General features: G+C 64.6%; 13 protein-coding genes. 8 read left to right on the top strand and 5 right to left on the bottom strand.

The genetic code is table 11. From position 1 onward, the window contains the following. Positions 1 to 91 precede the first annotated feature (91 nt). Positions 92 to 820 (top strand): hypothetical protein, encoded by a 729-nt coding sequence (locus FW760_RS09520; protein ID WP_426427113.1) that lies wholly within the window; start codon positions 92 to 94, stop codon positions 818 to 820. 19 nt (positions 821 to 839) lie between these two features. Here FW760_RS09520 and FW760_RS09515 read toward each other — a convergent pair whose 3' ends face one another. Next, positions 840 to 1,292, bottom strand: coding sequence for a protein YgfX (locus FW760_RS09515; RefSeq protein WP_446443753.1), 453 nt, complete (start codon positions 1,290 to 1,292; stop codon positions 840 to 842). Further along, positions 1,276 to 1,533, bottom strand: coding sequence for an FAD assembly factor SdhE (locus tag FW760_RS09510; protein WP_043862035.1), 258 nt, complete (start codon positions 1,531 to 1,533; stop codon positions 1,276 to 1,278). Before FW760_RS09510 ends, FW760_RS09515 begins: the two co-directional genes overlap by 17 nt. A 134-nt stretch (positions 1,534 to 1,667) precedes the next feature. Between FW760_RS09510 and ygfZ the strand changes: the two genes are divergently transcribed. Together ygfZ and FW760_RS09500 are read left to right on the top strand one after the other, a co-directional pair. Continuing rightward, positions 1,668 to 2,609, top strand: coding sequence for a CAF17-like 4Fe-4S cluster assembly/insertion protein YgfZ (ygfZ, locus tag FW760_RS09505; protein WP_446443752.1), 942 nt, complete (start codon positions 1,668 to 1,670; stop codon positions 2,607 to 2,609). Between the two features lie 57 nt (positions 2,610 to 2,666). Then, positions 2,667 to 3,473: an HDOD domain-containing protein gene (locus FW760_RS09500; protein ID WP_054914777.1), complete on the top strand. Its 807-nt coding sequence runs from the start codon at positions 2,667 to 2,669 to the stop codon at positions 3,471 to 3,473. Here FW760_RS09500 and FW760_RS09495 read toward each other — a convergent pair whose 3' ends face one another. Together FW760_RS09495 and FW760_RS09490 are read right to left on the bottom strand one after the other, a co-directional pair. Continuing rightward, entirely contained in the window at positions 3,474 to 4,856 is a 1,383-nt protein-coding gene (locus FW760_RS09495) for a sensor histidine kinase (RefSeq protein ID WP_123752815.1), read from the bottom strand. It lies immediately after the preceding gene. Further along, complete coding sequence (locus tag FW760_RS09490) at positions 4,849 to 5,520, bottom strand: response regulator (RefSeq protein WP_446443751.1); 672 nt, start codon at positions 5,518 to 5,520, stop codon at positions 4,849 to 4,851. The genes FW760_RS09495 and FW760_RS09490 overlap by 8 nt, the downstream gene beginning before the upstream one ends. A 202-nt stretch (positions 5,521 to 5,722) precedes the next feature. Here FW760_RS09490 and FW760_RS09485 point away from each other — a divergent pair, with 202 nt between their 5' ends. The 5 genes from FW760_RS09485 to FW760_RS09465 all read left to right on the top strand — a co-directional run bounded on the left by FW760_RS09485 (position 5,723) and on the right by FW760_RS09465 (position 11,166). Then, positions 5,723 to 7,012, top strand: a complete 1,290-nt coding sequence (locus FW760_RS09485; protein ID WP_446443750.1) for an OprD family porin — start codon at positions 5,723 to 5,725, stop codon at positions 7,010 to 7,012. 35 nt (positions 7,013 to 7,047) lie between these two features. Then, entirely contained in the window at positions 7,048 to 8,028 is a 981-nt protein-coding gene (locus FW760_RS09480; RefSeq protein WP_446443749.1) for a Bug family tripartite tricarboxylate transporter substrate binding protein, read from the top strand. A gap of 127 nt (positions 8,029 to 8,155) precedes the next feature. After that, the gene (locus FW760_RS09475; RefSeq protein WP_043860093.1) at positions 8,156 to 8,614 is read left to right on the top strand and encodes a tripartite tricarboxylate transporter TctB family protein; all 459 of its coding nucleotides are present in this window, start codon (positions 8,156 to 8,158) and stop codon (positions 8,612 to 8,614) included. Between the two features lies 1 nt (position 8,615). Continuing rightward, a complete protein-coding gene (locus FW760_RS09470) occupies positions 8,616 to 10,130 on the top strand; it encodes a tripartite tricarboxylate transporter permease (protein WP_446443748.1) in 1,515 nt (504 codons plus the stop codon). Further along, on the top strand, positions 10,123 to 11,166 hold the full coding sequence (locus FW760_RS09465) for an AbrB family transcriptional regulator (RefSeq protein ID WP_446443747.1): 1,044 nt from the start codon (positions 10,123 to 10,125) through the stop codon (positions 11,164 to 11,166). Before FW760_RS09470 ends, FW760_RS09465 begins: the two co-directional genes overlap by 8 nt. A gap of 50 nt (positions 11,167 to 11,216) precedes the next feature. On the opposite strand, the gene FW760_RS09460 is transcribed toward FW760_RS09465, so the two are convergent. Further along, a complete protein-coding gene (locus FW760_RS09460) occupies positions 11,217 to 12,590 on the bottom strand; it encodes an autotransporter outer membrane beta-barrel domain-containing protein (protein ID WP_058540937.1) in 1,374 nt (457 codons plus the stop codon). Positions 12,591 to 13,122: the final 532 nt, after the last annotated feature.

Here is a 13,122-nt window from a genome sequence, read left to right as displayed (position 1 = left end):
GCTCACTCCAACAGTTCGCCCTTCCCCCAACGCATGTCAACCCGCAAATCCCGGCTTCATCCACTTCATTCATGAGTAAAGTTCACCCGTGATGTCAAACAGCAGACACCTTGCTTTCAGCCTCACTGCGATCATGGCTTCCTTGACGCTGACCGGATGCACCCAATATGCCCCCGGCTATGACGGCTGGACTTCAGATACCGTTGAAAAAGTTAAACATAATGCCAGGGCAAGGTTTTCGGATCTCAAGCATGAAGACGGCAAGCTTCTCGGCGTCGATTACCTCAAGTTCGACACTGCTGCCTATCAGGTCTCAGTCCAGGGCAGCGACCTGAAAACCGCGACGCAGTGCGAAAGTCCTCCCTACGTAAAGTTTCGAATGATCGGTACTGTCGCGCTGAAGACCTCCGTATGCCTGAACACACAGGGCGAAGTCAGTCGATTGATTTTCGACTACGTCGGCAGCAATCATTCCGACGTTCAGGAGGTAGCCAACCTGGCTCAAGAAGAATTAAAGAGCAGGTATGGGAGTTCGATACCCGCGGCAACTGAAAAAGCGTTCATCACGAAAGGTGAGTACCACTCGATCTATTTCGCCCCTTCCCCTTCGCAAGAAGCGCTTTTGCAGTACAGCTCGTTACTTGTGAGCGACTACATCACCAGCGCAAGCGCTGATTGGACTTACAACGCAAGCCATCAACCACGCAAGGATGTTCGCTTCGTCCTGGACATGAAGCTCAGGGATTACTCATCCATTCAAAAACAGGCTGCCGCCCGTCGAACCGAGCGATTGAAAGCCCTGCTGAACGCCAGTGAGTGAGTACTGCTATCGGTGATCACTACTCAACGGCCGCCCACCTACGCCGACTGAACTTCAACCGCAAGCGCAGGCGCCGGTGCAGCACCGGTTCCAGCGCATCGGGGGCGATGCACTGGCTCTGGCCGAACAGCCGCCCCGGCCGGCGATAACGCAGCACTACCAGGGCGGGCAAGGCGAGGCTGTCGCGGCGCAGTTGCACCTGCTGCCAGCCCGTGGCCGCGCTGAACAGGTGCCAGCCAGAAGGATCACGGCGCAGGCCGGTGACGGCACGCGGGTGGGTAAGCAGGATATGCCGGGGCACGACCCAGGCTGCGTGTGCCAGGCAAAGCGCCAGGCCAAGCAGGGTCATGTATAGCGAAATGGCCAGCAGGCACAGCGCGATCAGCGCCAGCAACTGGCATGCGAGGTAGGCCGCCAGCAGGGCCCGCGAGCCCTGCCAGCGACACTCGAAGCGGTCACTTGGGCTGGACACGGTCCAGGATCATGCGCACCATGCGCTGCAGCTCAGGGTCGTCGGACTCGCTGCGTTCCATGAACCAGCCGAACATGTCCTGGTCTTCACAGGTCAGCAGCCGGACATAGAGCGCGCGGTCGACGTCGTTCAAGGTGCTGTACACCTCCTGGGTAAACGGCACCAGCAGCACGTCCAGCTCCAGCATGCCGCGGCGGCTATGCCAGAAGAGCCGGTTGAGTTCAGATTGTTCGACGACCATGGAGCCCTCCTCAAATTGGCCGCCAGTATACAGGCCGAGCCTGTGAACGGCACAAGGCGTTGGTCTAGGTCGGCTACCTATTTTGCCGACAGCACTCTATGATGACCCCCAGTCCTGATTACCTGCGAAGACCCATGGCCGACTCCGCTTTTTTCTGCCCCCTGTCCCACGAGGGCGTCCTCGCCGTCCGCGGCTCTGACGCCGGCAAGTTTCTGCAAGGTCAACTGACCTGCAACATCAATTACCTCGACGAGCACACCTCCAGCCTCGGCGCGCGCTGCATGGTCAAAGGGCGCATGCAGTCGAGCTTTCGCATCGTGCCCCACGCCGACGGCTTCGTGCTGGCAATGACCCACGAACTGCTCGAGCCGCAACTGGCCGACCTGAAGAAGTACGCCGTGTTCTCCAAGGCCAAGCTCACCGACGAGAGCAGTGCCTGGGCGCGCTTCGGCCTGCAGCATGGCGACAAGGCGTTGCAGGCGCTGGGCATCGAGCCGCCGACGCAAGATGGCGCCATCAGCCGGCACGCCCCCCTGTTCGCAATTGCTGTATCGCCGGGCCGCACCGAACTGTGGATACCGGCCGAACAGGCCACAGCCGTACGCGAGCAACTGGCCCAGCACCTCGACGAAGGCCCGCTGGACGCCTGGCTGCTGGGGCAGATCCGCGCCGGTATCGGCCAGGTGATGGCCCAGACCCGCGAGCTGTTCATCCCGCAGATGATCAACCTGCAGGCCGTGGGTGGCGTCAGCTTCAAGAAGGGTTGCTATACCGGGCAGGAAATCGTCGCGCGCATGCAGTACCTGGGCAAGCTCAAGCGTCGCCTGTATCGCCTGGCCCTGGCCGAGGGTACTGCTCCGGCCCCTGGCACCGAGGTGTTCTCCCCTACCCATGCCTCATCGGTGGGTGAGGTGGTGCTGGCCGCCACGAGCGCGCAGGGCAGCGAGCTGCTGGCGGTGCTGACTGCCGATGCGGTAGCAGACGACAACCTGCACCTGGGCAGCCCCGAGGGCCCGCGCCTGGAACTGCTGAGCCTGCCTTACGAACTGGACCGCGATCGCGAAATCCAGCGCTGAGCCCACCTGCCCCGCCGCGTGTGGCGTGGGGCCCCTGAATGCGCTAGAGAATCCACGATGAACACGCTGGCCCAGATCGTTGAAGCACAATTGCTCAGCGCCATCGACAACGATGACCTGGTGCTGCCGACCTTGCCGGAAGTGGCCCTGAGCATCCGCGAAGCGGCTGAAGACAGCGAGATCAGCGTCAGCACCCTGAGCAAGGTGATCGGCCGCGACGCCGCGTTGTCGGCACGCCTGATCAAGGTGGTCAACAGCCCCCTGTTGCGTGCGGCCACCGAAGTCACCGACCTGCAGACCGCCATCACCCGCATGGGTATCAACTACAGCTGCAACCTGGCCATCGGCCTGGTGATCGAGCAGATCTTCCATGCGCGCTCACCAGTGGTCGAACAGAAAATGCGTGAAATATGGGCCAAGAGCCTGGAAGTGGCCGGCATCAGCTATGAGCTGTGCCTGCGCTTCACCCAGCTCAAGCCCGACCAGGGCGCCCTCGCCGGGCTGGTCCACCAGATCGGCGCATTGCCGATCCTGACCTATGCCGAAGAACACAACGAACTGCTCTCCGACCCGGTCTGCCTGAACCATGTGATCGACCTGATCCACCCGGTACTGGGCGACAAGATCCTCAGCGTGTGGGAATTTCCCGAGCAACTGGCCGGGCTGCCGAGCCTGTCGCAGAACCTGGAGCGCAGCACCGACAAGCTCGACTATGTCGACATCGTGCAGATCGCGCGCACCCTCAGCGATGGCAACGAACATGCCCTGGCGCGCCTGCCGGCGATGCGTCACCTGAAGCTGCCACCCAACAGCCACCTGCAGGTCAGCGAGCTGATCGGCGCCAAGCACATGTTTCGCGCCTGATCAGTCGCCCGGGTTGAAGCTGACCCGAACCTTGAGCCCGCCGCGCTCGCCATCGTGCAGGCTGATCTGCGCCAGGTGTGCGCGGCAGATCTCACCGACAATGGCCAGCCCCAGGCCGGTGCCCTGCGCACTGCGCCGATAGAAGCGTTCGAACACCCGCTCGCGCTCCTGCGGGGGAATCCCCGGCCCGTCGTCCTCCACCTCCAGCACCGCAGGGGCCGTCACCCGCAGAATCACGTTGCCATTGGTCGGGGTGTGCGCCAGGGCGTTGTCCACCAGGTTGCTCAGCAATTCGTTGAGCAGCGTCGGCTCGCCGCGTATCCACACCGGCGCCTGTGCTTCCAGTGCCAATGCCACACCCCGTGCATGCGCCAGCGGCGCCATGGCCATGCCCAGCTCGCGGGCCAGCTGGCTGAGGTCGAGCAACTGTGCACCGCCCTCGGCAATGGCGCGCGCACCGTTCTCCACCCGTGCCAGGGACAGCAGCTGGTTGGCCAGGTGGGTCAGCTTGTCGGTGCCCTGGGCCGCCAGTTCGAGCGTGGTGCGCCATTCCTGCGGGTCCTTGGCGCGCAGGCCCAGTTCCACCCGCGCCTTGAGTGCCGCCAGGGGGGTGCGCAACTCGTGCGCGGCGTCGGCGATGAACTGTGCCTGGCGCTCGAACTGGCCCCGCAGGCGCTCGGTGAAGTGATTCAGTGCACGCACCAGCGGCCCCAGCTCGCGTTGAACCTGAACCACCGGCAGGGCGCGCAGGTCGTCGGGCTGGCGTTCTTCCACGGCGCTGCGCAGGCGCTCCAGCGGGCGCAATGCGGCGCTGACCGCAAACCACACCAGCAGCAACGCCCCCATCGCCAGCATGCCCAGGCGCAGCAGGGTATCGGCCATCAGGCTGCGGGCCATGCTCACCCGCGCCTCTTCTGTTTCGGCCACGCGGATCTCCGCCATGCCGTTCATGTTCGGCTCGCTCACCGCCTTGAGCAGGCTGACCACCCGCACGTCCTGGCCCAGGTAGCGCGCATCGTAGAAGCGCGCCAGGGCCGGATAGTCATCGGTACGCGGGGTATCGGGCGGCGGTGCGGGCAGGTTTTCGTAGCCGGAAATCAGGCGTTGATGGATGTCGTTGACCTGGTAGTAGATCCGCCCCGCGCTGTCGTAGGCAAAGGTGTCCAATGCCACGTAGGGCACATCGGCGCTGAGGGTGCCGTCGCGTTGCGAGAGCCCTGCGGCGATGGTGCGCGCCGAGGCCAGCAGGGTACGGTCATAGGCAGTGTCGGCGGCCTCGCGACCGTTCCAGTAGGCACTCAGCCCGCTGGCCACCATCAGCACCACCAGCAGCAGGGCGAGGTTCCACAGCAGGCGCCCGCGCAGGCTGCCGGCGTCACGCATCACGGTGCTCGAGCAGATAGCCCAGCCCACGGAAGGTGACGATCGCCACGGCATGCCCGTCGAGCTTCTTGCGCAGGCGGTGCACGTAGATCTCGATGGCGTCGGGGCTGGCCTCCTCGTCCAGGCCGAACACCTGCGCCGCCAGTTGCTCCTTGCTCATCACCCTGCCAGGGCGGGCGATCAGTGCCTCGAGCACGGCCTGTTCGCGGGAGGTCAGGGCCAACAGCTCGCCCCCCAGGGTGAAGCGCCGGGTATCCAGGTCGTACACCAGCGGGCCGCAGGTCTGCTGGCGCTCGCCACCGAGCACGCTGCGGCGCAGCAGGGCCTTGACCCGCGCCTCCAGCTCGGTCAGTTCGAACGGCTTGGCCAGGTAGTCGTCAGCCCCCAGGTTCAGGCCGTGCACGCGGTCCTTGACGTCGCTGCGGGCGGTCAGCATCAGCACCGGCACGGTCTTGCCGCGGGCCCGCAGGCGCGCCAGCACCTCGAAGCCGTCCATGCGCGGCAGGCCCACATCGAGCACCGCCACGGCATATTCCTCGCTGGCCAGGGCCAGGTCGGCAGCAACTCCATCGTGCAGCACATCCACCGTCAGGCCTCTGCTCTTGAGGGCCTGGGCCACGCTCTCAGCCAGTTGCAGATGGTCTTCGACGAGCAGTACACGCATCGATTTCTCCTGGTCGTGTCGCGTTCAATGGCGCGGAGTTTACAGCGCGGCGGGCGCCTGTGAAGCCATCGAAACATTGAAAGGCCACTGAAAGGTTAGCGAAAGGTTGAGCCCCTAGCATCGCCTGACGGCCCGTTGTACAGGCCGTAGATCGAACCGAAGCGTTCGACCCGAATAAGAACAATAACGGAGTCACCCCACGATGCTGTCCACCCAGCCTCAGGCGCCTGCGCCTGCCCGTCGCCTGCACCCTCGTCCCTCTGCCATCGCCAGTGCCCTCGCCTTTGTCGGCGTCGCCCCGCTGAGCCAAGCCGCGTTCATCGAAGACAGCACCGCCACCTTCGAAACACGCACCATGTACTTCAACCGCGATTTCCACAACGAGCCCAGCACCACGCAATCCAAGCGCGAGGAATGGGCCCAGGGCTTCATGCTCAACCTGGAATCGGGCTACACCGAAGGCACCGTCGGCGTCGGCGTCGACGCCCTGGGCATGCTCGGGGTCAAGCTCGACTCCGGCAAGGGCCGCACCGGCACCGGCCTGCTGCCGACCCATGACGACGGGCGCGCCGCCGACGAGTACTCCAAGCTCGGCCTGACCGGCAAGGTCAAGGTGTCGGCCACCGAGCTGAAGGTCGGTACGCTGATCCCGCAAACGCCCACCCTGCGCCCCAACGACGGGCGCATCCTGCCGCAGACCTTCGAGGGCGGGCTGCTGACCTCCCAGGAAATCAGGCACCTGACCTTCACCGGTGGCCGCCTTGAAAAGGTCAAGGACCGCAACGACACCAACAAGGAAGACATCGCCCTCAACAACAAGAACGGTCGCTTCCTGGGCACGGCCGAGGGCAACCATTTCGACATGGCCGGAGTGGACTACAAGCTCACCGACCGCATCACCGGCAGCTATCACTTCGCCCAGCTCGACGACGTGTACCGCCAGCACTTCGTCGGCCTGCTCGCGACCCAGCCGTTCGGCCCGGGCACCTTCGGCGCCGATGTGCGTGTGGCGTTCAGCGGCGACCAGGGCCAGGCCCGCGGCGGCAGGATCGACAACACCGCCTTTGGCAGCCTGTTCAGCTATGCCCTCGGCGGCCACAAGCTGAGCACCGGCTACCAGCGCCTGTCGGGCGACAGCGCCTTCCCCTACGTCGATGGCGCCGACCCCTACCTGGTCAACTTCGTGCAGATCAACGACTTCGCCCAGGCCAACGAGCGCTCCTGGCAAGTGCGCTACGACTACGACTTCGCCAAGCTCGGCGTACCCGGCCTGAGCTTCATGAGCCGCTACCTCAGTGGCGACAACGTCAGCCGCGCCGGCGGTGGCGAAGGCAAGGAGTGGGAGCGCAATACCGAATTCAAGTACGTGGTACAGAGCGGCGCCCTGAAGAACGTCGCCGTGCGCCTGCGTAACGCCACCTTCCGTTCCAACTTCTCCCGCGACGCCGACGAAGTGCGGCTGCTGGTGAGCTACAGCGTGGCGCTTTGGTAATCCGCCCATAACAACAATGTTCACGGAGACTGACGATGACTTTTTCACTGCGCAAGATCGCCCTGGCCACCGGCTGCCTGCTGCTGGCCGGCAACGTGCTGGCCGCCGAACCCAAACGCCCCGAGTGCATTGCCCCGGCCTCGCCCGGCGGCGGCTTTGACCTGACCTGCAAGCTGGTGCAGAGCGCGCTGCTCAACGAGAAGATCCTGAGCAAGCCGATGCGCGTCACCTACATGCCCGGCGGAGTCGGCGCGGTGGCCTACAACGCGGTGGTGGCCCAGCGCCCGGCCGACGCCGGCACGCTGGTGGCGTGGTCCAGCGGCTCGCTGCTGAACCTGGCCCAGGGCAAGTTCGGCCGCTTCGACGAGAACGCAGTGCGCTGGCTGGCAGCGGTAGGCACCAGCTACGGCGCCATCGCGGTGAAAAAGGACTCGCCCTACAAGACCCTCGATGACCTGGTGGCGGCACTGAAAAAAGACCCTGGCAAGGTGGTGATCGGCTCGGGCGGTACCGTTGGCAGCCAGGACTGGATGCAGACCGCACTGATTGCCAAGGCCGCCGGCATCAACCCGCGCGACCTGCGCTATGTGGCACTGGAAGGCGGCGGCGAGATTGCCACCGCATTGCTGGGCGGGCACATCCAGGTGGGCAGCACGGACATCTCCGACTCGATGCCGCACATCCAGAGCGACGACATGCGCCTGCTGGCGGTGTTCTCCCCCGAACGCCTGGACGAGCCCGAGATGAAGGACATCCCTACCGCCAAGGAACAGGGCTACGACATCGTCTGGCCAGTGGTACGCGGGTTCTACCTGGGGCCGAAGGTGAGCGACGAAGACTACGCCTGGTGGAAGGCATCGTTCGACACGCTGCTGGCCTCGGATGAATTCGACAAGCTGCGTGACCAGCGCGAGCTGTTCCCGTTCGCCATGACCGGTGAAGCGCTGGACGTGTATGTGAAGCAGCAGGTAGCGGACTACAAGGCACTGGCCCAGGAATTCGGACTGATCCAGTAATCCATCGCTTCACCTGTAGGAGCCGGCCTTGCCGGCGGATCACCGCGGTCCCGCCAGGTCGGTGGCGCGTCATTCGCCGGCAAGGCCGGCTCCTACGGGTGCAGGTTTGCCCTTCGAGGATTCCCCCATGATCCTGCAACGCCTTTTCGCCCTGACCCTGCTGGCCGCCTGCGCCGCACTGGCCGTCATGGCCTGGCCCTACCAGGCCGCCTTCTCCTACGAACCGGTCGGCCCGCGCGCCTATCCGTTGCTGATGCTCGGCCTGATGGCCATCGCCCTGCTCTACCTGGCGATCCGTCCCACGCCCATCGTGCGCAAGGACGACGAACCAGAGCTGGACCGCGCCAGCCTGATCAAGATCGGCCTGTGCACCGGCCTGCTGCTGGTGTTCGCCGCCACCTTCGAATCCCTGGGCTTCATCCTCAGCAGCACGCTGATCGGCATCCCCATGGCGCGCCTGTACGGCGGACGCTGGCTGCCCAGTGCGGTCATCGTCGGATTGATGAGCATCGCCCTGTACCTGCTGTTCGACCGCGCCATGGATGTGCCCCTGCCCCTGGGCCTGCTCGACGTTCTGGAGAATTGACATGGATACTTTCAGCTACCTCGGCCAGGGCTTCGGCGTCGCCCTGAGCCCCTACAACCTGGTGACTGCACTGTGCGGCACCCTGATCGGTACGGTGGTCGGCCTGCTGCCGGGCCTGGGCCCGATCAACGGCGTGGCGCTGCTGATCCCCATCGCGTTCGCCCTGGGCCTGCCGCCGGAATCGGCGCTGATCCTGCTGGCCGCGGTGTACCTGGGCTGCGAATACGGCGGGCGCATCAGCTCGATCCTGCTCAACATCCCCGGTGAAGCCTCCACCGTGATGACCACCCTGGACGGCTACCCCATGGCTCGCCAGGGCCTGGCCGGGGTGGCGCTGTCGCTGTCGGCCTGGAGCTCGTTCGTCGGTGCGTTCATCGCCACCTGCGGCATGGTGCTGTTCGCCCCGCTGCTGGCCAAGTGGGCGATCGCCTTCGGCCCGGCGGAGTATTTCGTGCTGATGGTGTTCGCCATCGTGGCGCTGGGCGGCATGGCCGGCGACAAGCCGCTCAAGACCTTCATCGCCGCCCTGATCGGGCTGTTCCTTTCGGCCGTGGGCATCGACGCCAACAGCGGTGTGTACCGCTTCACCGGCGACAGCATCCACCTCACCGACGGCATCCAGTTCGTGGTGCTGGTGCTGGGCCTGTTCTCCATCAGCGAGATCCTGTTGCTGCTGGAAAAGACTCACCACGGGCACAAGGCCGTGGAAGCCACCGGACGCATGCTGTTCAACCTCAAGGAAGCCGCTTCGGTGTTCGTGGTGAACATCCGCTGCGGCCTGCTCGGCTTCTTCATGGGCGTGCTGCCCGGGGCCGGTGCGACCCTGGCCAGTGCCGTGGCGTACATGACCGAAAAACGCCTGGCCGGTGCCAGCGGCACCTTCGGCAAGGGTGACAAGCGCGGCCTGGCCGCTCCGGAAACCGCCATCGGCGCCTCCTGCTGCGGCGCCCTGGTGCCGATGCTGACCCTGGGCGTACCGGGCTCGGGTACCACGGCGGTGATGATCGGTGCCTTGAGCCTGTACAACATCACCCCCGGCCCGCTGCTGTTCGAACAGCAGCCGGACATCGTCTGGGGCCTGATCGCCTCGCTGTTCATCGCCAACATCATGCTGGTGATCCTCAATATCCCCATGGTGCGCCTGTTCACCCGCATCCTGTCGGTGCCCAACTGGGCGCTGGTGCCGGTGATCGCGATCATCACCGCGATCGGCGTGTATGCGGTGCATGCCACCACCTTCGACCTGTTCCTGATGATCGGCATCGGCATCTTCGGCTACATCCTGCGCAAGCTGGATTTCCCGCTGTCGCCGCTGCTGCTGGGCTTCATTCTCGGCGGGCTGATGGAGCAGAACCTGCGCCGGGCGCTGTCGATCTCCAACGGTGAACTGGAGATTCTGTGGGCCAGCCCGATCAGCCTGGGGGTGTGGGCGATGGTCGCGTTGATGCTGACCCTGCCGCTGCTGCGTATATGGCGCCGCCGCAGCGCCCAGCGTCGTGCCCTGGCCGATGTCTGAATCCACCTTGCGCACCTGGTGGGCCACTCCACTGGTCGGCCTGGCCGGCGGATATCTCGCCAGCCTGGTCGGCTGGCCGCTGCCATGGATGGTCGGCTCGCTGCTGGCGGTGATTCTGGTGCGCTGCCTGACGCGCTGGCAGATCGGTGAAATACCCAACGGGCGCAAGTGCGGCCAGTGGGTCATCGGCGTCGGCATCGGCCTGCACTTCACCCCCCAGGTGGTCGAACAGGTGGCCAGCCATTTCGGCTTGATCTTCTTCGGCGCGCTGATCACCAGCGTATCCAGCCTGATCGGCGTATGGCTGTTGCTGCGCACCGGTGAAGACCGGGCCACGGCGTTCTTTTCCAGCATGCCGGGCGGCTCGGGCGAGATGGTCAACCTGGGTGCACGCAACGGCGCAGTGCTCAGCCGCGTCGCCGCCGGGCAGAGCCTGCGGGTACTGGCGGTCGTGCTGTGCGTGCCCGCAGCGTTCAAGTTCCTGCTCGGCGACGGCGTACCGTTGAGCCATGCCGGTACGGTGGATGGTTACTGGCTGGCGTTGATCGCGCCGCTCGGGGTGCTGGCCGCACTGCTCTGGCAGCGCCTGCGCCAGCCCAACCCGTGGCTGTTCGGCCCGCTGCTGGTGGCCTCGAGCATCAGCATCGGCGCCAACCTGCACACCGGCCTGCCCGACGGCGCCAGCCAGCTCGGCCAGTGGCTGATCGGCAGCGGCCTGGGCTGTCACTTCAACCGCGCGTTCTTTCGTCGCGCGCCGTCATTTCTGGGCCGTACCCTGGTCGCCACGGCGCTGACCATGCTGCTGGCGGGCCTCGCGGCCTGGGCCTTGAGCGCGTTGACGGCGCTGGACCTGCGCTCGCTGACCCTGGGCATGATGCCCGGCGGCATCGCCGAAATGAGCCTGACCGCCGAAACCCTGCAACTGTCGGTACCGCTGGTGACCGCGCTGCAGGTGATGCGCCTGCTGTTCGTGCTGTTTCTGGCCGAGCCGTTGTTCCGGCACTGGGCGGGCGAACGAACATCCGCCAACCCCTGAAACGAGAAAAGGAAGCCGAGGCTTCCTTTTCTTTTCTACTGTTCGCCTGATCAGAAGCGATAGCTTGCGCCGAGGCTGAAGCTGTACGGCATCTCGATGTTCTTGCCGTTCATGTAGCCAGCCTCGCCGTACACCTGGAAGTCCTTGGCGACGGTCCAGGCAACCCCTGCGCCCAGCTCGGCGCGCGAACCGGACAGGTCGTTGTTGAACACGTTGTTGTTCACCTGCACCTGGTTGCGCTGTGCGAACTCATGGGCAAACGCGGCCTTCACATAGGGCTGGATCATGCTGTCGCCGCCCAGCGAGATGGTCTTGCCGAGCGTGGTACCGACCTTGCCCAGCAGCGAGCGGCTGACATCGCCATTGGCGTCGAAGCCGTTGTCCAGAGTGAAGTCCTTGCCGGCCACCGCCGCAGCGGCCACCTGGGCGAAGGGTTCGATGAAGTAGCCATCGTCGAGCTTGATGTGCTTGCCGACTTCGACCGAGGCGCTCATGCCGTGGGTGTCGTAGTCGCCCTTGGTGCGGGTGCCATCGCTCAGGCCGACCTTGGCGTCATTCTGGTAGCGGTTGTACTTGAGCACGCTGTCGACGTAATAGCCGCTCTCAGGGTCCATCCAGGTGGCGTAGCCGCCCACATAGTAGCTGTCGATGCTGCCCGAACTGCCGTAGCTCAGGTTCAGGTCCGAGCGGCTGTGGCCGGCCAGCAGGCCCAGGGTCCAGTTGCTTTCGCCCAGTTGCGCATCGGCCCCGAAGGTCAGCCCGCGCTGGTTCTGCTGGTACCCTACGCCCGACGAGGCGTCGGCAATGTTGTGCTGGTTGCCGTAGGCACGCATCCACACCCCGGCGTTCTTGCCCTGGTTGTAACGCAGCTCCCCCATGCGGCTGCGCAGCGAGGTCATTTCGCCGTAGGCGATGGTGATCGGGGTGTTGAACAGGGCCATGACCGTGCGGGTCATCGGGCTGATGGTGCGGGTTTCCCTGTCCAGGTACCAATCCTGGCCGTCCTTCACCAGCTTGTAGGAGTAGGCACCCAAGTCTACTTCCTGGCGATCGTTGAGCAGGCTGAACTGCGCATCGCCCGAGCCCGTATGAACCAGCTGCAGGCGCTCCACGCTGGCGGGGTCGGTACCGCTGGTGCCGACCATCAGCCCATGGGTGCCGCTGGCGTTGCCGGTGACGTTCAGGAAATCGGTGGCGCCGCTGGCGAAGTTGGACGCCATGTAGAACTCGCCATTGCCCGACAGGCTCTGCACATTCAGTTCATAGAACGAGTTTTCGTCGCCGAAGGTGATGCGGCCCCCGGTCATGGCCAGGTCGCCGATGGTGTTGTTGGCGTTCAGGGTCCAGTTGGAGTTGCTGTTGATGTTTACCTGCTGCACACCGTTCAAGTTGCCGGTGAGTTGCGAGCGGTTGTCAAGCGCCAACGACGCGTTGGCACCAGGTGTAACAACTACATCCCCCACCAGAGACGCCTGATCAAGTTTCAGGTTAGCGGTGGCGGTATCAGCAATTTGCACATTGCCGCGCAACGAAGAAGCTGCCACGTTCAGGTTGGCCGTGGCAGGGCCCTGGACCTCAAGAATGACGCCGTTACCACCGTTCAAGGTCGAACCATTTCTAACATTGATTTCAGCGACCGTATCAGTGCGCACCAGAACTGCAGGGCCCGTACCGCCAGTGGCACTGGAGTTATCCAAGGTGAGTGTCGGCGCTTGCGAATTGATGGCTGACTCGCGCCCGATGCGAACTCCGGCCGCTGTACCGTTGAATTGCGTACCGGAAGTAGCGGTGACAGTGCCGCCAAGGATCGCTAGGCCGATGCCGTCGGCATTGCTGCCAGTGACCGTGGTCCCGCTGATGTTCAATGTGCTCCTGGCGGACACCTGGGCCCCCAGCCTAGCGCCGGTAATAGTGCTGTTGCTGACAGTGGCGGTGGACGGTGCGGCCCCTACCCGT

Source organism: Pseudomonas sp. 1176_21 (assembly GCF_052850635.1).
This window is presented reverse-complemented; position numbering and strand designations above follow the sequence as displayed.